The sequence below is a fragment of the Shinella sp. CPCC 101442 genome (assembly GCF_024704725.1).
Lineage (GTDB): Bacteria > Pseudomonadota > Alphaproteobacteria > Rhizobiales > Rhizobiaceae > Shinella.
The window spans coordinates 1,097,164-1,118,038 of record NZ_JALIQS010000001.1; the positions used below are offsets into that span (position 1 = coordinate 1,097,164).

Annotated in this window: 18 protein-coding genes and 1 pseudogene; 15 read left to right on the forward strand and 4 right to left on the reverse strand. The window is 63.0% G+C overall.

Annotated features, from left to right (window positions below; translation table 11 throughout):
* Nucleotides 1-37 precede the first annotated feature (37 nt).
* Together MUO32_RS04985 and MUO32_RS04990 are read right to left on the reverse strand one after the other, a co-directional pair.
* Nucleotides 38-1,045, reverse strand: a complete 1,008-nt coding sequence (locus tag MUO32_RS04985; protein ID WP_257947112.1) for a LacI family DNA-binding transcriptional regulator — start codon at nt 1,043-1,045, stop codon at nt 38-40.
* A 24-nt stretch (nt 1,046-1,069) separates the two neighbouring features.
* The gene (locus MUO32_RS04990; protein ID WP_257947113.1) at nt 1,070-1,723 is read right to left on the reverse strand and encodes a TetR family transcriptional regulator; all 654 of its coding nucleotides are present in this window, start codon (nt 1,721-1,723) and stop codon (nt 1,070-1,072) included.
* A gap of 274 nt (nt 1,724-1,997) precedes the next feature.
* Here MUO32_RS04990 and MUO32_RS04995 point away from each other — a divergent pair, with 274 nt between their 5' ends.
* The 7 genes from MUO32_RS04995 to MUO32_RS05025 all read left to right on the forward strand — a co-directional run bounded on the left by MUO32_RS04995 (nt 1,998) and on the right by MUO32_RS05025 (nt 10,775).
* Complete coding sequence (locus tag MUO32_RS04995) at nt 1,998-3,113, forward strand: sugar ABC transporter substrate-binding protein (RefSeq protein ID WP_257947114.1); 1,116 nt, start codon at nt 1,998-2,000, stop codon at nt 3,111-3,113.
* A 72-nt stretch (nt 3,114-3,185) separates the two neighbouring features.
* On the forward strand, nt 3,186-4,151 hold the full coding sequence (locus MUO32_RS05000) for an ABC transporter permease (RefSeq protein ID WP_257947115.1): 966 nt from the start codon (nt 3,186-3,188) through the stop codon (nt 4,149-4,151).
* 8 nt (nt 4,152-4,159) lie between these two features.
* The gene (locus MUO32_RS05005) at nt 4,160-5,665 is read left to right on the forward strand and encodes a sugar ABC transporter ATP-binding protein (RefSeq protein ID WP_257947116.1); all 1,506 of its coding nucleotides are present in this window, start codon (nt 4,160-4,162) and stop codon (nt 5,663-5,665) included.
* 8 nt (nt 5,666-5,673) lie between these two features.
* A complete protein-coding gene (locus MUO32_RS05010; protein WP_257947117.1) occupies nt 5,674-6,615 on the forward strand; it encodes an ABC transporter permease in 942 nt (313 codons plus the stop codon).
* Between the two features lie 3 nt (nt 6,616-6,618).
* Entirely contained in the window at nt 6,619-7,659 is a 1,041-nt protein-coding gene (locus tag MUO32_RS05015; RefSeq protein WP_257947118.1) for a zinc-binding dehydrogenase, read from the forward strand.
* A gap of 24 nt (nt 7,660-7,683) precedes the next feature.
* Nucleotides 7,684-9,180, forward strand: a complete 1,497-nt coding sequence (locus MUO32_RS05020) for an aldehyde dehydrogenase family protein (protein ID WP_257947119.1) — start codon at nt 7,684-7,686, stop codon at nt 9,178-9,180.
* Nucleotides 9,180-10,775 carry a GMC family oxidoreductase gene (locus tag MUO32_RS05025; RefSeq protein WP_257947120.1) on the forward strand — a complete coding sequence of 532 codons (1,596 nt, stop codon included), beginning with the start codon at nt 9,180-9,182 and terminating at the stop codon, nt 10,773-10,775. The genes MUO32_RS05020 and MUO32_RS05025 overlap by 1 nt, the downstream gene beginning before the upstream one ends.
* Nucleotides 10,776-10,828: 53 nt before the next feature.
* Here MUO32_RS05025 and MUO32_RS05030 read toward each other — a convergent pair whose 3' ends face one another.
* Nucleotides 10,829-11,647, reverse strand: a complete 819-nt coding sequence (locus MUO32_RS05030) for an aldo/keto reductase (RefSeq protein ID WP_257947121.1) — start codon at nt 11,645-11,647, stop codon at nt 10,829-10,831.
* Between the two features lie 138 nt (nt 11,648-11,785).
* Here MUO32_RS05030 and MUO32_RS05035 point away from each other — a divergent pair, with 138 nt between their 5' ends.
* The 3 genes from MUO32_RS05035 to MUO32_RS05045 are packed head-to-tail and all read left to right on the forward strand — an operon-like array spanning nt 11,786 to nt 15,421.
* Nucleotides 11,786-13,357: an acyl CoA:acetate/3-ketoacid CoA transferase gene (locus MUO32_RS05035; RefSeq protein ID WP_257947122.1), complete on the forward strand. Its 1,572-nt coding sequence runs from the start codon at nt 11,786-11,788 to the stop codon at nt 13,355-13,357.
* Nucleotides 13,354-14,127, forward strand: a complete 774-nt coding sequence (locus tag MUO32_RS05040) for an enoyl-CoA hydratase/isomerase family protein (RefSeq protein WP_257947123.1) — start codon at nt 13,354-13,356, stop codon at nt 14,125-14,127. The genes MUO32_RS05035 and MUO32_RS05040 overlap by 4 nt, the downstream gene beginning before the upstream one ends.
* A gap of 34 nt (nt 14,128-14,161) precedes the next feature.
* The gene (locus MUO32_RS05045) at nt 14,162-15,421 is read left to right on the forward strand and encodes a glycerate kinase (protein WP_257947124.1); all 1,260 of its coding nucleotides are present in this window, start codon (nt 14,162-14,164) and stop codon (nt 15,419-15,421) included.
* Nucleotides 15,422-15,460: 39 nt separating this feature from the next.
* Here MUO32_RS05045 and MUO32_RS05050 read toward each other — a convergent pair whose 3' ends face one another.
* The gene (locus MUO32_RS05050; RefSeq protein ID WP_257947125.1) at nt 15,461-16,477 is read right to left on the reverse strand and encodes an aldo/keto reductase; all 1,017 of its coding nucleotides are present in this window, start codon (nt 16,475-16,477) and stop codon (nt 15,461-15,463) included.
* A gap of 156 nt (nt 16,478-16,633) precedes the next feature.
* Here MUO32_RS05050 and MUO32_RS05055 point away from each other — a divergent pair, with 156 nt between their 5' ends.
* From MUO32_RS05055 to MUO32_RS05075, 5 genes and pseudogenes are all read left to right on the forward strand, one after another.
* Nucleotides 16,634-17,776 (forward strand): acyl-CoA dehydrogenase family protein, encoded by a 1,143-nt coding sequence (locus tag MUO32_RS05055; protein WP_257947126.1) that lies wholly within the window; start codon nt 16,634-16,636, stop codon nt 17,774-17,776.
* The gene (locus tag MUO32_RS05060; protein ID WP_257947127.1) at nt 17,773-18,552 is read left to right on the forward strand and encodes a 3-ketoacyl-ACP reductase; all 780 of its coding nucleotides are present in this window, start codon (nt 17,773-17,775) and stop codon (nt 18,550-18,552) included. Before MUO32_RS05055 ends, MUO32_RS05060 begins: the two co-directional genes overlap by 4 nt.
* 10 nt (nt 18,553-18,562) lie before the next feature.
* Complete coding sequence (locus tag MUO32_RS05065) at nt 18,563-19,711, forward strand: dihydrodipicolinate synthase family protein (protein WP_257947128.1); 1,149 nt, start codon at nt 18,563-18,565, stop codon at nt 19,709-19,711.
* A 2-nt stretch (nt 19,712-19,713) separates the two neighbouring features.
* On the forward strand, nt 19,714-20,571 hold the full coding sequence (locus MUO32_RS05070) for a sugar phosphate isomerase/epimerase (RefSeq protein ID WP_257947129.1): 858 nt from the start codon (nt 19,714-19,716) through the stop codon (nt 20,569-20,571).
* Nucleotides 20,572-20,587: 16 nt separating this feature from the next.
* Nucleotides 20,588-20,875, forward strand: a pseudogene (locus MUO32_RS05075) (electron transfer flavoprotein subunit beta/FixA family protein); the annotation flags it as partial.

A 20,875-nucleotide genomic window follows, 5' to 3' on the forward strand; every position in this document is an offset into this window, starting at 1 on the left:
TCCGCAGTCAAGGGGCTTGTGCAGGCGAATTTCAGATTCAGGTGGAGATGACGGAGTTGCGGCGGACGAGCGAGGGCTCGAGCCTGTGCCGCGGGGCGGCTTCCCCAGCCGGCGACGCCTTGCGAAGGGCGATTTCCGCGGAGGTGCGACCGATGAGTGCCGGACGGATATCGACCGTCGTCAACTCCGGCTCGAGAATGCGGCTCTGCGGAATATTGTCGAAACCGACAACGGAGATGTCGCGTCCCACGACAAGGCCCAGCTTGCGGGCCGCCCGGTAGGCTCCGGACGCTTGGTCGTCGTTGAAGCAGATTACCGCCTTCGGCAACATGCCCTGGGATGCCAAGAGAAGCATCTTCTCCTCGGCAAAGTCCGGATGCAGAAGGCCCGGCACCATTCGGCAGGCCGCTTCGGGTAGATTTCCATCGGCGAGGGCCTGACGAATGCCGGCGCAACGGCCATCCCATGTCGTGGTATGCTGATAGCCGCCGATGAAGACCATCGAGCGATGCCCTGCCGACAGCAGGCATTCGGCCGCGAGGTATCCGGACTTTTCGTCATCGACGCCGACGAAAGCCGCCTTGCTGCCGACGACGTCGCGGACGCAAACGACGAGCCGCAAGCCATGTGCGAGGACCGGCGCCAGATCTTCGGCCGTGCTGCCGTGAACCGGGGAGAGGATGACGCTCCCGACACCTTGCGCCACCATGGAGGCGAGAAGCCGCTCCTGCCGGACGAGGTCGTTCTGGGCCGTCGCAAGAAGCGTCAAGCCGCCGGATTCGTAGACCGTCGCCTCCAGGGAGGCGACGAGTTCACTGAAAAACGGGTTGACGATATTGTTGAGAATGACGCCGACGAGATTGGATTTGCCTGTGCGAAGACGGGCTGCCGAAGCGTCGCGAATAAAACCCAGCGCATCCGCCACTTCAAGCACACGCTTGCGCGTCGCCTCGGAAGACCGCCCGGTTCCAGACAGAACATAGGAGGCCGTCGCGACGGATACGCCGGCTGCGGCCGCGACTTCCTTGATGCCCGATCGCTTCATGGCGTGGCTTGCTGACAGATCATGTTAAACCGTGACGAGCCGCATGATCGTCTCGATATTGAACTGGATGCGCTGTTCAAGCGCGTCCTTCGCCATGAGATCACGCTCATAGATGATCGTACCGGTAAACCGGTTCGTCAGGTAGTAGTAGCCGACGGCCGCAATGGTGATGTTGAGCTGCACCGGATCGACGCCATCGCGGAAAACGCCCGCTTTCACGCCACGCTCGAGAATGCTTGAAACCAGGTTGACGAGCTTGCGGCTCGAAACCTTGATGATCTCCGATTTCTTGAGATGTTTGGCGCGGTGCAGGTTCTCGCTGTTGACGAGTGTCAGGAATTCCGGGTTCTTCAGATAATATTCCCAGGTGAATCGCACCAGTTTTTCGAGCGCCGCCGTCGGGTCGAGATCTTCCAGATGCAGCTTCTGCTCAGCGCTGCGGATGTCGAGATAGGCGTCTTCGAGAACGGTCTGGAACAGGCCCTCCTTGCTCTCGAAATAGTGGTAGATCATGCGCTTGTTGGCCTTGGCCTTCTCGGCGATATCATCCACCCTTGCGCCACCTAAGCCATTCTTCGCAAATTCTTTTTTAGCGGCATCGAGGATGCGCGCCTTGGTGGCTTCGGCGTCGCGAATGCGGGGCTTGCGCGCCGGTTTTTCTGTCTGTTCGCCGGTCATGTTTTCAGCCCGTCCTCTGGCGCAGTCGTGATGTCTTTCCGGCAACTCATACACGCACGCATTGCCATCCGTCAAAGCCGACTGACGCGATTGCCTGTCGTCATCCTACTGAAAACCACTTGACTTGGGTGAATTTAAAGAAGTAACTAGTTAGTGCGTTAAATGGTGAAACAGACACGCTGGAGCGTCCGGCCCGAGGGCAGGGCTCTCCTTTTCTGCAGTCGGGTCAGCGGTAGCGCGAGAAGCGTTTCAATCGGGGATTTGGGAGGAACCAATGTCGACCTTTATCAAGGATTTCATCGAGCGGGAGACGCTCAGCCGTCGCAACTTTCTGTTTGCGACCGCAGCCGGCATCGGCGCGGCGGCCGTGCCCGGCCTGTTTGGCAGTGGTAGCGCCCGAGCCGCGCTGACGGATCCGGCGATTGCCTGGAGCTACCGGGACCGCGCATCGGCCTACTGGAACTCGGTCGTATCCGGTGGTGAGGCCTTCGTGGAATCGCTCGGCAAGCCGAAGAGCGCACTGGTCAGCCTCATCAACGAGGGCTCGACCGAAAAATCGCTGGCCGACATCAAGGCCTTCCTTGCCAAGAACAATGGCAATTGCGCCATCGCCTGCGATCCCAATGACAGCCCGAATGCCCGTCCGGTCGTCGAGGCCGTTCAGGCCGCCGGTGCCTATATTTCGACGATCTGGAACAAGACCGACGACCTGCATCCCTGGGATTTCGGCGACAACTACGTCTCGCACATGACCTGGTCGGACGAGAAGCCGGCGGAGCAGACCGCCCGCATCCTCTTCGAAGCCATGGGTGGCGAGGGCGGCGTGGTCCATCTCGGTGGTATTGCTGCCAACAACCCGGCCGTCGAGCGTCTTGCCGGCCTGATGAATGCGCTGAAAGATTTCCCGAAGATCGAACTGCTCGACGCGCAGCCGGCTGACTGGGACACCCAGAAGGGTGCGGCCCTGATGGCCTCGTTCCTCACGCGCCATGGCGACAAGATCAAGGGCGTGCATTGCGCCAACGACAACATCGCCTATGGCGTGATCGAGGCGCTGCGCGCCGAGGGCATCGAGAACATGCCGATCGTTGCCTATGACGGCAATCCGGAAGCCGTGCAGATGGTCATGGACGGCCAACTTCTCGCCACCGTCTTCACCAATCCGCATTGGGGCGGCGGCATCAGTGCCTCCCTTGCCTACCATGCTGCCATCGGCACCTTCAAACCGTCCGAGGAGCCGAAGGAGCACCGCGAATTCTATGGCCCGACGGTCCTCGTCACCGCCAAGGACGCGGCGGAATTCAAGGCGAAGTACCTTGATACCGTGCCAACCTACGATTGGAAGGACTTCTGGGGGCCGTCGAACGGCCAGATCCAGTATAGGTCCTGACCATAGGCACGGCGGCAGCCGCATGCGCTGCCGCCACATCTCCTGCGAAATCTCATTAGAGGGGTGTCTGACGTGACACGTCGCCTATCGCGCGAAACCTTGATCAAATGGGCGCCTCTTCTGGTGCTGATTGCGCTGGTGATCTTTTTCACTGCGCTCAACCCGACCTTCTTTTCGTCGCGGAACTTTGCCCGTATCGCGATGGCGGCAGCCCCCGCGCTCATGGTCGCCGTCGGCGTCACCTTCATCATCGTCATGGGATCGATCGACCTTTCCATGGAAGGAACGGTTTCGCTCACGGCCGTCTCGTTCGCCTTCATTTTCGCCCAGCTGGGCGGATCGCTCGCAGGCTTCGGCTGGATCGCCATCCCGCTGGTTCTCGTCCTCGGTGGGCTGATCGGGCTTTTGAACGGGCTGGTGCATGTGAAACTGAAGATCCCGTCCTTCATGGCGAGCCTCGCCATGGGCTTCGTCGGCACGGGTGCGGCGATCCTGCTCACCGGCGGCGACATCGTGAAGGTTAGCGACCCCATCTTCCGCGGCCTGCTCACCGTGCGCTGGCTCGGCTTCCCGCTGATGATCTACGTCGCGGCCTTCTTCCTCTTCATCGGCTGGTTCATCCAGACGCACACGACGCTCGGTCGCAATTTCTACGCAGTCGGCGGCGGTGAGGATCTCGCCCATGCGTCGGGTCTCAACGTCACCCGTGTGCGCGTCACCGGCTTTGCACTTGCCGGCGTCTTCTACGCCATCGCTGCGATCCTCGTCGTCGCCCGCATCGGGCAGGCGGAGTCCGTGACGGGCGCGAACTTCATGTTCGTCTCCATCACGTCCGTGGTGGTTGGTGGCGTGGCACTCTGGGGCGGCATCGGCGGTGTGTGGAACGCGCTCGTCGGCGTACTGATCGTCAATGTCATCGACAACGGCATGGTCGTCATCGGTCTGCCCGATTTCCTCCAGGACGGTGTGCTCGGGCTCCTCGTCATTCTTGCAGTGGTGCTGTCCACCGACCGCAAGATGGTTTCCTTCGTGAAGTGAGGCGCACCATGTACGAGCTGAAATCCGTCGACAAGAAATTCCCCGGCGTCCACGCGCTGAAATCCATCAATTTCCATATCAAGCGCGGCGAGATCGTCGGGCTTGTGGGGGAGAACGGCGCCGGCAAATCCACCCTGATGAAGGTCATCTACGGCGCCTACCAGCCGGATGGCGGCCAGGTCCTGATCAATGGCTCGGCCGTTCGCTTTTCCAATCCGCGCCAGGCGATGGAAAAGGGCATCGGGATGGTGTTTCAGGAGCAGTCCCTGATCCCCAACCTCACCATCATGGAAAACATCTTCCTTGGCTACGAGCGCCAGTTCGTGCGCTTCGGCGTTGTTGACTGGAAGGCGATGGCGAATGCTGCCAGGGCGCAGCTCGCCAAGGTGAAGCTCGATATCGACCCAGCGACTGTCACGTCGAAACTGTCCTTCGTTCAGCGCCAGCTTGTTGAACTCGCGAAGGTCCTGACGCTTGAGGAGCGGGTGGAGGGCGACCTCGTCATCCTGCTCGACGAGCCGACCTCCGTTCTTTCCAAGGACGAGGTGCAACTGCTCTTCAAGCTCGTCCGCGAGCTGACGACCCGCGCGTCCTTCATCTTCGTCTCGCACCGTATGGACGAGGTGATGGAGCTGTCCGACCGCATCTACGTCATGAAGGACGGCGAGGTGGTCGACGTGGTCGAGCGCGGTGGCGCGACGGCGGAGGCGATCCAGCATAAGATGGTCGGTCGCAACGTCGACAAGCAATACTATCGCGAGCACCTGCAGACGCCGTTCGATCGTTCGAAAGTGCTGGTCGAGATGGCGGGCGTCGGCCTGCCGGGCCGCATTGAGGACATTTCGTTCACGGTGCATGCTGGCGAAGTTCTGTGTCTCGTCGGCACGGAAGGATCCGGCCGCGAGGCGATCCTGCGCACGATCTATGGCATGCTGACGCCGGTGACCGGTCACCTCAGGATCAAGGGCGTGGATGCGAACGGCTATTCGCCACGCCAGTCGGTCGCCAGCGGTGTCGGCTATGTACCGCGCGAGCGCAAGATCGAGGGCATTGTCGCCGGCATGAATGTCTACGAGAACATGACGCTCTCGCAGATGAAGAACCATTCCAGCAACGGCGTCCTGCGCGTCGCCGAAGAGCGGGCGCTAGCGCGCGACTGGATCAAGAAACTCTCGATCAAGGCGCATTCGGAATTTGCCGATTGCGGCAATCTCTCGGGCGGCAACCAGCAGAAGGTCGTGCTCGCCAAGTGGCGTTCCGGCGGCTCCGATATCATGCTTCTCGACCACCCGACACGCGGCCTCGACATCGGCGCGAAGGAAGACGTCTACGACATGATCCGCGCGATGAGTGCGGCGGGCGTCGGCATCGTGCTCGTCGCCGATACGCTGGAAGAGGCGATCGGCCTGTCGCACACCATCATCGTCGTCAAGGACGGGCGCATGCAGAAAGAATTTGCCTGCGAGCCGGGCGCCAAGCCCACGCCCTTCGACCTGTTGCACTACATGATCTGAGGGACAAGATGGATATTCAGCGCCTTAAACCGCACCTGCCCTGGATCACGCTCGCCGTGCTCGTCGCGATCGTCGGCATCAACGATCCGGGCTTCCTGCGCCCTTCGAACCTGCTCGGCATTGCCGGCGATATCGTGCCGCTGTTCATCATGGCGCTCGGGCTCACCTTCGCCATCTATATCGGCGGCATCGACCTTTCGGCCCAGTCCATGGCGAACATGGTGACGGTCGTCGCCTCGGTCTATCTTGCGTCGATGGGGGCGTGGGTCGCCGTGCTCTGCGTGCTCGCGGGCTTCCTGCTTGGCATGCTCTCCGGCTATGTCACAACGCGCCTTTTCGTGCCGTCCTTCATCTCGACGCTCGCGGTCGGCGGCGTCGCCTTCTCGATCGCGCAATGGCTTTCCGGCCAGCGGGCGCTCAACATGGATGCGACGCAGCGCAACGAGACTTTTGGCTGGATGATCGGTCGCGCCTGGGGCGTGCCGCATGAACTGCTGATTGCCGCCGTGCTTGTCGCGATCTGCCTGTTCATCGAACGACGAACGACACTTGGCCGTGCCTTGAAGGCGGTCGGCGCCGGCGAGCTTGCCGCCGCCGCCTCGGGTCTCAACGTCGCGCGTTACAAGATCCTCGCCTTTGCGATTTCCGGTGCGCTCGCCGCCATTGCCGGCCTGCTCTTCGCGGTAAAACTTTCGGGCGGTGCGCCGACGATTGCCAACGGTTTCCTTTTGCCGGCCATCGTTGCCGTTCTTGTCGGCGGTACGCCGCTGACGGGTGGGGTGGGCGGCGTGGTCAATACGGTGATCGGCACGCTTATCGTCGCCGTCATCCGCGCGTCGATGCTCTATTTCGAGATTGACGCGACACGCCAGCAGATCGTGTTCGGCATCGTGCTGATCGTCGCCATCGCGCTCACCATCGACCGCGCCAAGCTGCGCACCGTGAAGTGAGGGATGGCGATGAACACCATGCGCGCTGCCGTTCTGATCGCGCCGAAGCGCTTCGAACTCCGTGACGTTCCAGTCCCGGCCATCGGGCCGGAGGATGTCCTGGTGCGGGTAACGCGCACCGGCATCTGCGGCACGGACATTCACATCTTCAACGGTCACTACGCCGCCGACAAACTGCCGCTGATCCCCGGTCATGAGTTTTGCGGAACGATCGCAGAGTGCGGCGCCAATGTCCGGCATCTGGCCGTCGGCGCGCGCGTCGTTGTCGACATCAATATCGGCTGCGGCACCTGCTTCTGGTGCCGTCGCAATGAGGTGCTGAACTGCACCGAAGTCACCCAGGTCGGCATTGGCCGGGACGGCGGCTTTGCCGAGTTCGTCGCCGTGCCCGCGCGGCTTGCGATCCCCGTCGAGGCCGATATCCCTGACGATATCCTGGCCCTCACCGAGCCGGTCGCCTGCGTCGTTCGCGCCGCGCGCAAGGCGAAGGTGACGTTCGGCCAGTCCGTGGTCATCTTCGGCGCCGGGCCGATCGGCAATCTGCATGTGCAGATGATGCGGCTCGTCGGTGCAGCGCCCATCATCGTCGCCGATCTCTCAGCCGATCGCTGCCGCATGGCGCTCGAAGCGGGGGCGGATGCTGCGGTATCCGATCCGGCGGAGCTGAAGGCCACCGTGCTTCGGATGACCGGCGGGCGCGGTGCGGATTTCATCATCGAAAGCGTCGGAAATCGAAAACTCTACGAGCAGGCCTTTGACCTGGCGCGTCGCGGCGGACATGTCGCTTTCTTCGGCATCACCCCACCGGGCGAAACGGTCCCCGTCGATATCCTCCGCACGGTTCTCGAGGAGGGCAGCCTCAAGGGGTCCGTTGCCGGCATGGGGGAGGATATGCACGACGCACTGACTTTGCTGTCGCATGGCCGTTTCCGCACGGATGATTTCACCAGGGCAAGCTATTGCCTGGAGAATATCCAGGAGGCTTTCGAAACTCTCGGCGACCGGCCGCAGGACCTGAAGACACAGATCGCCATTGCGGCGTAAGACCTATTGAAGTGGAGGTATCCCATGGACCAGAAGAACCAGTTCCTTTCTGCCCCGACCGCAGCGCGCGCCTTCGGCTTTTTTGTCGACGGAGAGTGGAAGGACGGCGCGGAGCACTTCGAGCGTAGCTCGCCGGGTCATGGTACGCCGGTCACGCGCACGGTTCGCTGCACGGTCGATGACCTGAATTCCGCCGTCGCTGCAGCCCGCCACGCCTTCGAGGATCGTCGCTGGGCTGGCCTTTCTGGCGCCGCGCGTGGAAGCGTCCTGCTACGCGTCGCCGAAATCCTGCGTCGCCGTCGTGATGAGATCGCGTATTGGGAAGCCTTGGAAAACGGCAAGCCCATTTCCCAAGCGCGTGGCGAGATCGATCACTGCATCGCCTGCTTTGAAGTCGGCGCCGGTGCGGCGCGCATGCTGCATGGCGACAGCTTTAATTCGCTTGGCGACGATCTCTTCGGCATGGTGCTGCGCGAGCCGATCGGCGTCGTCGGCCTCATCACGCCCTGGAACTTCCCGTTCCTGATCCTCTGCGAGCGCGTGCCCTTCATCCTCGCCTCGGGTTGCACGATGGTCGTGAAACCCTCAGAGGTCACCGCCGCGACGACGCTGTTGCTCGCCGAAGTTTTGGCCGAAGCGGGCCTGCCGGCGGGTGTCTACAACGTCGTCACCGGCTCCGGCCGCACGATCGGTCAGGCGCTGTCCGAGCACCCGGATGTCGACATGCTGTCCTTCACCGGCTCGACGGCCGTCGGCCGCTCCTGCGTCCACGCGGCCGCAGACAGCAATTTCAAGAAGCTCGGCCTGGAACTTGGCGGCAAGAACCCGATCATTGTCTTCGCCGATTCCGATCTCGAAGACGCCGCCGATGGCGCGGCCTTCGGCATCAGCTTCAACACCGGGCAGTGCTGCGTTTCTTCTTCGCGCCTGATCGTCGAGCGCTCGGTTGCCGAGAAATTCGAAAAGCTGCTCGTCGAAAAGATGAAGAAGATCCGCGTCGGCGATCCGCTCGATGAGCGCACACAGGTCGGCGCCATCACCACCGAAGCGCAGAACGCCACGATCCTCGACTATATCGCTCAGGGCAAGGCGGCCGGCGCCAAGCTGCTCACTGGAGGCGAGGCGATCGATCTCGGCCGCGGCCAGTACATTGCGCCAACGCTTTTCTCCGATGTTTCCCGCGACATGGCGATTGCCCGAGACGAGATTTTCGGCCCCGTTCTGTGCTCCATGCATTTCGAGACGGTGGAAGAAGCCATTCAGCTTGCCAATGACACCGTCTATGGACTTGCGGCGAGCGTCTGGACGAAGAATATCGACAAGGCGCTGACGGTGAGCCGCCGGGTGCGTGCCGGGCGCTTCTGGGTCAACACGATCATGGCGGGCGGTCCTGAAATGCCGCTTGGCGGGTTCAAGCAATCCGGCTGGGGCCGCGAGGCCGGCATGTATGGGGTGGAGGAGTATACGCAGGTGAAGTCCGTTCATGTCGAGATCGGCAAGCGCACGCATTGGATCGCATGATGTCCGCCGGCTATGACTATGTGATCGTCGGCGGCGGCTCCTCCGGCTGCGTGCTGGCGGCACGGCTTTCGGAAAATCCGTCCGCCCGGGTCTGCCTCGTCGAGGCGGGCGGACGCGACACAAATCCGCTCATCCACATGCCCGTCGGCTTCGCCAAGATGACGACGGGGCCGTTGACCTGGGGCCTGAAGACCGCGCCCCAGAAACACGCTAACAACCGCGAGATCCTGTACGCGCAGGCGAAGGTGCTCGGTGGCGGTTCATCGATCAATGCGGAGGTTTTCACCCGCGGCGTGCCTAGCGATTATGACCGCTGGGTGGAAGAGGGTGCCGAGGGTTGGGGCTTCAAGGACATCCAGAAGTATTTCCTGCGTTCGGAGGGCAATTCGATCCTCTCCGGCGCCTGGCATGGCACGGACGGCCCACTCGGCGTCTCGAACATTCCTGAGCCACAACGCATGACGCGCGCCTTCGTGCAGAGCTGCCAGGAGTTCGGTATTCCCTACAATCCGGATTTCAACGGTCCGGTGCAGGAAGGTGCCGGCGTCTACCAGACGACGACACGCAACAATCGGCGCTGCTCGGCGGCCGTCGGCTATCTGCGGCCGGCCCTGAACCGTCCGAACCTGACGGTCGTCACGGGCGCGCTTGTCCTGCGCGTCGTCTTCGAAGGACGCCGGGCTGTCGGCGTGGAATATGAAGTCGGCGGTAATCGCACGGTCGCACGGGCGGAAAGCGAAGTTCTCCTCACGTCCGGTGCCATTGGCACGCCGAAGCTGATGATGCTTTCGGGCATCGGGCCGGCGGATGCGTTGAGACACCACGGCATCGATGTCGTGCAGGATATGGCCGGTGTCGGGCAGAACCTGCAGGACCACTTTGGCGTCGACATCGTTGCGGAGTTGAAGAACCACGACAGTCTCGACAAGTACAACAAACTGCACTGGTCGATCTGGGCGGGTATTCAGTACACGCTGTTCAACTCCGGTCCCATCACGTCAAACGTCGTGGAGGGTGGCGCATTCTGGTATGGCGACAAGGCAAACCCGACGCCGGACCTGCAGTTCCATTTCCTAGCAGGCGCCGGCGCGGAAGCCGGCGTTCCCGGCGTGCCTAAGGGCTCGTCCGGCATCACGCTGAATTCCTACACGCTGCGGCCGAAGTCGCGCGGGACCGTGAGCCTGCGCTCGGCCGATCCGCGCGCCCTGCCGGTCATCGATCCGAACTTCCTTGCCGATCCCGACGACGTAAAAATCTCGGTCGAGGGTGTGAAGATCAGCCAGGAAATTTTTGCGCAGGCTTCGCTGCAAAAATACATCAAGGCGCTGCATTTCCCCGATCGCAATGTGCGGACGGAAGCGGACTACGTGGCCTATGCGCGCCAGTACGGGCGCACCTCCTATCACCCGACTTGCACCTGCAAGATGGGGCGTGATGAGATGTCGGTGGTCGATCCGCAACTGCGGGTGCATGGCCTCGATGGCATCCGCATCTGCGACAGTTCTACGATGCCGAGCCTCGTCGGCTCCAACACCAATGCGGCGACGATCATGATCGGGGAAAAGGCATCGGACATGATCCGCGGCAACGCCTGATCGATCGGCAGCCTGTAAGCGAGAAGGGCGGCCTTGCGGCCGCCCTTTTTTCGTTAATCCCATTCGGGAACCCAGGGCAGCTGCCCCGGCTTGATGATGCGGTAGCCGGTGGCGTTCAAGGCGTCGATCCTGTCCATGTCGATCGACGATAACGTGAAATCCATGATGTCGAAATTTGCCCGGATGTTTTCCGGTTTCGTCGACATCGTGTTCAGCGGCACGCCCTTCTGCAGAATCCAGCGCAACACGACCTGCGCGGCCGACTTGCCGTAGGTTTTGCCGATCTCGGCAAAGAGGCCATGTTTGAACACTTCGCCGCGGGCGATCGACGCATAGGATGAAAGCGGAATGCCCGTCTCCGATGCGGCGGCGAGAAGTTTTTGCTGATCGACCAGCGGATGAAACTCCACCTGGTTGGTGACGAGTGGCCCATCGACCACAGTGCGTGCCACATGCATCATGCGGGCCGTGTAGTTCGAGACGCCGATAGTGTCTGCAAAGCCGCGGTCCTTGGCCGTCTGCAACAGGCGCAGGGACGGTGCCACGTCGCCACCGACGGGCGGCCAGTGCAGCAGAAGTGCGTCGACGCGATCGACCTGCAGCGCCTTCAGGCTGGCCTCGACCGAGGGCAGGAACTTCTCCTCCGAATAGTGGTCGGGGTGGACCTTCGTGGTGATGCAGAGGTCTTTGCGTGCGACGCCGCAGGCGGCGAGTGCCGCACCTGTATCGGCCTCGTTACCATACATCTGCGCGGTGTCGAACGCCCGGTATCCGGCGTCGACGGCGGCATCGATGGCGTTTCTCAGGTCGTCCGCTTTGAGCGGATAGGTGCCGAAACCCCGCTGAAAACTCTTCTGGAAATAGATGTTCATGCCTCCTCCTTTGCGGGCTGATGTGCCGGCATCGCGATTGCCATTCAACGCGAAAATCTCACTTGCCGGATTGTCCTGGCTGTGATTAATGTATAACTAGTTAGTTACTTAATGCAATCGGGAACGGAGATTTCGGCGATGAAGAAGGTGAAGACTGCACAGGAGGCTGCCCAGCTCGTCAGGGACGGAGCCGTCGTTGCCGTCAACTCTTCCTCCGGCCTTTGCTGCCCCGACGCGGTGCTGAAAGCACTTGGCGAGCGCTTCGACAACGAAGGCCATCCGCGTGGCCTTACCTCCATCCACCCGATCGCCGCCGGCGACTTTTTCGGCACGCGGGGTGTCGACCACATCGCCAAGCCGGGCATGCTGGTGAAGATCATCGGCGGCTCCTATCCCTCCGGGCCGAGCAATGCCGAGCCGCCGCTCATCTGGCAGATGATCCTCAAGGAGGAACTCGCAGCCTGGAATGTACCCTCCGGCATCGTCTTCGACATGCTGCGCGAAGGCGCGGCCAAGCGCCCCGGCGTGCTGACCAAGGTCGGCATGGAAACCTTCGTCGATCCCGATCAGGACGGCTGTGCGATGAATGCCAGCGCGCGCGCCGCGCCGCTCGTCAAGCGCGTTGCCTTCGAGGGCGAGGACTGGCTGCATTTCCCGGCGATCCGCCCTGATGTCGCGATCATCCGTGCAACGACCGCGGACGAGAAGGGCAACCTGACCTTCGAACAGGAGGGCGCGACTCTCGGTGCGATGGAAATGGCGCTTGCGGCGCGCAATTCCGGCGGCCTCGTCATCGCGCAGGTCAAGCGCGTGGCGGCGAGCGGAACATTGCGCCCGCATGACGTGCGTGTGCCCGGTATTCTCGTGGACGTCATCGTGGAAGCGCCCGACCAGTTGCAGACGACAGCAACACCCTATGATCCGGCGATCTCGGGCGAACTCTTCCGCCCGTTGGAAACGTTCCGCCTGCCCGGGCTCGATGTCGGCAAGGTCATCGCCCGCCGCGTGGCGCAGGAACTGAAGGCCGACTGGGCCGTCAATATCGGCTTCGGCATTTCGGCTAATGTGCCGCGCATCCTCATCGAGGAAGGGTTGCATGGCAAGGTCACCTGGGTGATCGAGCAGGGTGCAGTCGGCGGCGTGCCACTCCTCGATTTCAAATTCGGCTGCGCCTCCAATGCGGAGGCCTTCGTCGCCTCGCCGCACCAGTTCTGTTACTTCCAGGCAGGCGGTTTCGACTGCTCGCTCCTGTCCTTCCTCGAGATCGATGCCGAGGGATCAGTCAATGTCAGCCGCCTCGCGGCAACGCCGCACCGCACCGCTGGCGCCGGTGGATTCGTGGACATCACCTCGCGCGCGAAAAAGATCGTCTTCTCGGGCAATTTCAATGCAGGCGCAAAGATGCATGTCGAGGATGGCCGCCTGGTGATCGACAAGGAGGGCCGTATCGCCAAGTTCGTGCCGAAGGTCGATCAGGTCAGCTTCTCCGGCAAGCGCGCCCGTGCGCAGGGGCAGGAGATCACCTATGTGACCGAGCGCTGCGTGATCGAACTCGAAGCCGACGGGCTCGTCGTCACCGAGATCGCGCCCGGCCTTGATCTCCAGCGCGATGTTCTCGATCAGGCCGCGACGCCGCTGCGGGTCTCGAAGACGCTCAAGGTGATGGAGGATGCGCTGTTTCGCGCCGAAGCCATGGGGCTGGCGCTGTGAGCGATCCGCGCGTCGGACTTTCCATCGAGGACTGCGTTGCACGGATTACCCTGCGTCGTCCGGAAAAGCTGAACGCGATCGACGAGGATATGATCGACGCCCTGTTGCAGGCGTGTCGCATCATCGAACGCTCGGATGCCCGGGTCGCCATCCTTGCCGGCGAGGGCGGAAAATCCTTCTGTGCGGGCGGTGATATCGATGCGTGGAGCAATCTTGACGCGGACACCTTCTCACGCCGCTGGTTGCGCGACGGGCATGGCGCTTTCGACGCATTGGCGCGTCTTACGGTTCCGCTGATCGCGGTGCTGAACGGCCATGCGCTCGGCGGCGGGCTGGAGCTTGCTGCCTGCGCGGACCTGCGTATCGCCGAGGCGCATGTGAAGATCGGCCAGCCGGAGCCCGGCCTCGGCATCATCCCTGGCTGGTCCGGCACGCAGCGCGCTTCACGCCGTTTCGGCACGCAACTTGTTCGCCGCATGGCGCTTTTCGGCGAGGTTTATGCGGCGCAGGAGGCCCTTGCGCTGGGTCTTGTCGATCAGGTCGTGGCGACGGGTGAGGGCGCTGCTGCCGCAGACGCTGCTGCGGCGCGCGTGCTGAAACGCTCGCCACGAGCGACGGAGTTGACGAAGATGCTGATCAACGCCGCCGAGGGCGAGGAAAACGAGCGGGTCGTCGAGGCTTTGGCCGGGGCCGTTGCGGCTGCATCAGAGGATCTGACGGAAGGGCTTGCTGCCTACCGGCAGAAGCGACCCGCCCATTTCGGCAAGTAGCCCCGTTTCAACACCCGATATCCATGGCGGCCTCATGAAGCCCGAAGACAAAGACTTTCTCGCAGAGCTTTTTCGTGCCGCGGTCGAGGCTGCGGATCCGGAAAAAGCCGTGAGCGCGTATCTGCCGCCCCGGCCCAAGGGGCGAACCGTCGTGATTGGCGCCGGCAAAGGCGCCGCGCAGCTTGCCGCAGCTTTCGAAAAGCTGTGGGAGGGGCCGCTGGAAGGTGTTGTGGTGACGCGCTACGGCTATGCCGCGCCCTGCCGGCGCATCCGTGTGCTCGAGGCGGCCCATCCCGTACCCGATGCGGCGGGGCTTGCGGCATCGCAGGCACTTTTCGACGCCGTAACGGGGCTTACCGAGGACGATCTCGTCGTCGCGCTGATATGCGGCGGCGGTTCCGCGCTTCTTCCCGCTCCACCTGGCAATCTGACGCTGGAGGATGAGGCTGCACTGAACAGCGCGCTCCTTTCAAGCGGCGCGCCGATTTCCGTCATGAACGTCCTTCGCAAGCAGGTCTCCGGCATCAAGGGCGGGCGGCTTGCTGCGGCCTGTCATCCTGCGAAGGTCGTAACGCTCGTCGTCTCCGATGTCCCGGGCGACGATCCGGCGCAGGTCGCAAGCGGGCCGACGGTGCCGGATGCAAGCGATCGTGAAGACGCACGCTCGCTGGTCAAGACATGGGGTATCAAGCTGCCCGAGCGGATCGAGGCGTGGCTCGGCGGACATGAGGGAGAGCCGCCGTCGGCGGATGACCCGGTCTTTGCCGCGCATGAGGTTCATGTCGTCGCTTCCGCCCGCCTCTCCCTGGAGGCTGCCGCACAACGGGCGGAGGCCCTTGGCGTGCCTGCCGTCATCCTGTCGGATTGCATCGAGGGCGAGGCGCGCGAAGTCGGGCGCGTTCATTCCGCGATTGCGCGTGAAGTCGCCAGTCGCGACCGCCCATTTTCGCGCCCGGTCGTTATCCTCTCGGGCGGGGAGACGACGGTGACTGTCAGGGGGCGTGGCAAGGGCGGACGCAATACGGAGTTCCTGCTGTCGCTTGCGCTCGCAGGCGAGGGCGTTCCCTTCGCGGCGCTTGCTGCCGACACGGATGGTATCGACGGCTCGGAGGACAATGCGGGTGCGTTTGCCGATGGCGCCAGCATGAGGCGTTTGCGCGAGCTGGGGACGGATCCCTCAGCCCTGCTCGCCGGCAACGATGCCTGGACGGCGTTTTACCGTTTGGAAGATCTGTTCGTGCCCGGCCCGACAGGAACCAACGTCAATGACTTCAGGGCAATCCTGATCCGCTAAAATTGCCCGCGCCGCCTTCGCAGCGCGGGCAGGCGCGGTTCACGCCGGAACGGGCGCATCCTCGCGCAACAGGCCCTTTTTCTTCAGATCCGCCCAGAAGTCGGCTGGGATCGGATGGGCGAACCACGCAAGGTTCTGGTCCAGCTGTTCGATCGTGCGCGTGCCTGCCATGAAGGACGGGACAGCGGGGTGGGCTACGACGAACTGCAGGGCCGCTGCTGCAAGCGGCACGCCATGTTCGGCGCAGACGGCCTCGATCTTCGCGACCTTTTCCATGATCTCCCGTGGTGCGGGAGCATAGTTGTACTTCGCGCCTTCCTTTGCCCCGGTGGCAAGGATGCCCGAATTGAAGCCACCGCCGACGACCACTGCCGCACGGCGCGCCTCGCAGAGCGGCAGGAAGGTGTCCAGCGCTTCCTGTTCGAGCAGGGTATAGCGCCCTGCCAGCAGGAAGCAGTCGAAATCGTGGCGTAGCAGCGCTTCGTGGCAGACCTGCCATTCGTTGACGCCGACGCCGATCGCCTTCACGAGCTTTTCCGAGCGCAGCTGCTCCAGTGCCCGCCAGGCGCCGTCCATTGCCTGCTCGAACACCTCCGGCTGTTCGCTCCCGCGCGTGAAAACGTCGATGTCGTGGATGAAGCACATATCCATCCGCTCCAGCCCAAGCCTCTGCAAGCTGTCCTCGAAGGCGCGCATCGTACCATCGTAGCTGTAGTCGAAATGCATGGTGAACGGCGCGGCATTCGTCCAGGGCGCGAAGTCGATCGTATCGCGCCGCGCCGGGCGCAGCAGGCGCCCAACCTTGGAGGCGAGCACGAAGTCATCCCGGTTCTTCCAGCGCAGCGCATGGCTGGTCCGCAGTTCGGCGAGGCCATGGCCATACATCGGGGCGGTGTCGAAGAATCGCACGCCAGCCTCCCAGGCACGCGCGAACATTTCCTGCGACGTCTCCTCGTCTATCTCGCGAAAAATGTTGCCGAGTGGGGCGGTGCCGAAGCCGAAGGCGGTCACGTCGAGGTCCGTTCGACCGAATTTCCGCTTTTCTCCTGGATGCATTTCGTCCTCCTTAAGTAACTGATTAGTGAATAATATGCACGGGGCCAAACGACTGTGCAAGCAGCTACATTTGCGGCGCACGAATTTTTCCATCTTGACGTTCACCGAAGGTCGAATGTATGTAACCAGATAGTTACTAGATGGGAGGCGAGGCAGATGTATCTCACCGAAACACAGGAGCAGGTGCGCGAGATGGCGCGCGCTTTTGCTGACGAAACGATCCGCCCTCTGGCCGAGGAACTCGACCGCGAGGAGCGCTTCCCCGCGGATCTCTACGAGGAGATGGCAAAGCTCGGCCTCTTCGGCATCGGCGTGCCGGAAGCGCTCGGTGGGCCGGGTTTCGATACGCTCACCTATGCGCTTGTCATGGAGGAGTTGAGCCGTGGTTATGCTTCTGTCGCCGACCAGTGCGGCCTGATCGAACTCATCTCGAGCCTCCTCGTGCGCCATGGCACGGAAAGCCAGCAGGCTCTTCTGCCTGAGATCCTCGGCATGCGTTCGAAGGTTGCCTATTGCATCACCGAGCCGGAGGCAGGCACCGATGTTTCGGGCATCCGCACCACGGCAACACGCGACGGAAACGGCTGGCGGCTGAACGGCGGCAAGATCTGGATCCACAATGCACCGGTCGCCGACTACGGTTTCGTGCTGGCGCGCACGGACAAGGAAGCCGGCAACCGCGGCATGTCGATCTTCATCGTCGACCTGCATTCGGCCGGCGTCGAAAGAGGGCCGAAGGAACACAAGATGGGGCAGCGCGCCAGCCAGGTCGGCGCGCTGAACTTCACGGATGTGCGCCTGCCGGTCGATGCCCTGCTCGGCACGGAAGGCCGCGGCTTCCACATGATGATGTCGGTGCTCGACAAGGGGCGTGTCGGCATTGCTTCGCTTGCGGTCGGCATCGCCCAGGCCGGCCTCGAGGCAGCACTCGACTATGCCGGGACGCGCAAGCAGTTCGGCAAGGCGATTTCCGATTTCCAGGGTGTGCAATGGCTGCTCGCCGACATGGCGAAGGACATCGAGGCCGCGCGCCTGCTCGTCCACTCCGCCGCCTCGAAGATCGACAGTGGGGCGGATGCAACGAAAGCCTGCTCCATTGCAAAATGTTTTGCCGGCGACATGGCCGTGCAACGCACCGCCGATGCCGTGCAGGTCTTTGGCGGCTCCGGCTACATCCGCGGTTTCGAGGTCGAGCGTCTCTACCGCGATGCGAAAATCACCCAGATCTATGAAGGCACCAACCAGATCCAGCGCATGATCATCGCGCGCGAACTCCTGAAGAAGGGCGCACGGGCATGAGCGCCGCGTCTGCCCGGCCGGCGGCACTCGTCACGGGCTCTTCACGCGGCATCGGGCTTGCCGTTGCCGAGGCCTTGGCGCGGGAGGGCTTTGCGGTCGCGATTAACGCGCCGGTCGAGGATGCCGAGCTTGCCGCCGCCGTCGCCCGCATCGCGGCCTATGGCGTTCCGGTGGTCGCCGCCCCGTTCGATGTCGCCGCGATCGGCGGCCACGAGGCGGCGCTCGGTGCGGTCGAGGAAAAGCTCGGGCCGCTCACCACGCTGGTCAACAATGCCGGTGTCGGCGTGCTAAAGCGCGGCGACATGCTGGAGGTCTCGGAAGAGAGCTGGGACCGCTGCTTTGCCGTCAACACGAAGGCCCTGTTCTTCCTGAGCCAGGCCTTCGCCCGCCGCCTTCTTGCACGCGCCCGGCCATCGCTCTTCCATTCGATCGTCAACGTCACCTCGTCGAATGCCGTCGCCGTAGCGGAGCAGCGTTCGGAATACTGCTCCTCGAAGGCCGCAGCCGCCATGGTTTCCAAGACGCTCGCCGTTCGGCTCGGGCGGGAGAACATTGCCGTTTATGACGTCCAGCCCGGCCTGATCGCCACCGAGATGACCGCGCCTGTCATCGAGGCTTATCGCGAACGGGCGTCGCAGGGGCTTACGCTCTTCCCACGCGTCGGCGAGCCGGACGAAGTCGGCACGTTGATCGCATCCCTTGCGACCGGCCGGCTTCCTTACACAACCGGACTGTCGATCCCGGCCGATGCCGGCATGCTCGTCCCGCGCTTCTGAGGTCACTTCCATGAAAATTGCCCTTCCCGATACCGCCGGTCGCCGCACCGACTACGCCCTGACCGGAACACCGATCGCGGCTGCGACGCTCGGTAAAAACCCGGCGCGTGTGGTCTATTCTGCCGCTCATGTCGTCGCCGATCCTTTCACAGCGAACGATCCCTCGGGTCGCGCTACGGTGGACTGGTCGAAGACGATGGAGTTTCGCCGCTACCTCGCCGGCCTTGGCCTCGGCATTGCCGAGGCGATGGATACGGCGCAGCGCGGCATGGGGCTCGATTGGCCAGGCGCGCTCGAACTGATCCGCCGCACGCGCGAGGAGCTTCCGGATGCGCTCGTCGCCAACGGTTGCGGCACGGATCATCTCGACCCCGCGACGGTGACGAGCCTGGACGATGTGCGCCGGGCCTATCTGGAACAGGCGGGAGCGATCCAGAAACTCGGTGGCCGCCTCATCCTCATGGCCTCCCGCGCGCTGGTGCGCGTCGCGAAAGGGCCGGAAGACTACCTCAAGGTCTATTCCGATGTGCTCGCCGCGTGCGATGAGCCGGTGATCCTGCATTGGCTCGGCGATATGTTCGACCCACAACTTGCCGGCTATTGGGGCGATGCGGCGTTTGAACCTGCCATGCAGACGGCGCTCGCGGTTATCGAAGCGAACACGGCGAAGGTCGACGGCATCAAGATCTCCCTCCTCGACAAGGAGAAAGAGATCGTCATGCGCCGCCTCCTCCCGGCCGGCGTGAAAATGTACACTGGCGACGACTTCAACTATCCCGAACTCATCGAGGGCGACAGCGAGGGGTTCTCCCATGCTCTGCTCGGCATCTTCGACCCGCTCGCGCCTGCCGCGGCCTATGCGGTGGAGCGGCTGGGCGAGGGTGACAAAGCAGCCTTCCGCGCAACACTCGACCCCACCGTGCCGCTCGCCCGTCTGATCTTTCGCGCGCCCACGCAATACTACAAGACCGGCGTCGTCTTCCTCGCCTGGCTGAATGGTTTCCAGGATCACTTCGTGATGCTGAATGGCGCCCATGCCATGCGGCCGCTCCCCTATTTCGTCGAGGTCTTCCGTCTTGCCGACCAGTGCGGCCTGTTGCGGAATCCGGAGCTTGCAGTCGAGCGCATGAAGAAGCTGCTCGCCCTCTACGGCGCATGACGATGCGCGATTTTTCGAGCGACCATTCGGCCTTGGCACTGAACACAGCCAGCCTCGGGCACAACCTCGAAGGCCATGGAGCGGGATGGGAGCCCGAGCGGGTGATAGATGCCTGCGCCGCGCGCGGTTTCGGCTCGATCGTCTTCTGGCGTCGGGAAATCGGTGCACGGGCCATCGAGATTGGGGACCGGGCGCGGGCAGCGGGCCTGTCCGTGGCCGGGCTTTGCCGCACCCCGTTTCTCGTCGGCACGGAGGCCATCGACAAGGCTGCGGTTCTCGACGAGGCGAAGGCCTCCATCGACATGGCCGCCGGCCTCGGGGCGACCGTGCTGACGATTGTGGTGGGAGGTGTGCATCGCGGCACCAAGGGCACGGCCGAGAGCCTCAAGATCGTGGCCGACCGTGTCGCCGACCTCGCACCCTATGCGGCGGAATGCAATGTCAAGCTGGCGCTCGAACCGCTCAATCCCGTCTATGCCGGCAACCGCTCCTGCCTGACGACCGTGCGGGATGCTCTCGACATCTGCGACGCGGTCGACGCACCAAACCTCGGCGTTGCCGTCGATGTCTATCATGTCTGGTGGGACAGCGACCTCGATACCCAGCTGATACGTGCCGGCAAGGCCCGGATCTTCGGCTATCATCTCTGCGACTGGCTCGCCGATACGCGCGATGTCCTGCTCGATCGCGGCATGATGGGCGATGGTGTCGCCGATCTCAAGGCGATCCGCAAAGGCGTCGAGGGCGCGGGCTACGCCGGGCCGTGCGAAGTCGAGATTTTTTCTGCGAACAACTGGTGGAAGCGCGACCCCGGCGAGGTTCTCGACGTGATGGTCGACCGATTCCGCACCCTCTGCTGACGACAAGGAGAATTCCATGAAACTGCTCGTTCCGATCAAGCGGGTCGTAGATTACAACGTCAAAATTCGCGTCAAGTCTGACGGCTCGGGCGTCGAGCTAGCGAATGTGAAGATGTCGATGAACCCGTTCGACGAGATTTCCGTCGAGGAAGCGTTGCGGCTGAAGGAAGCCGGCAAGGCAGAGGAAGTGATCGTCGTGTCGATCGGTCCCGCCAAGGCCGAAGAGACGCTGCGCACAGCACTCGCCATGGGTGCCGACCGCGCCGTGCTGGTCGAGACAGAGGATCAGGTCGAGCCGCTGGCG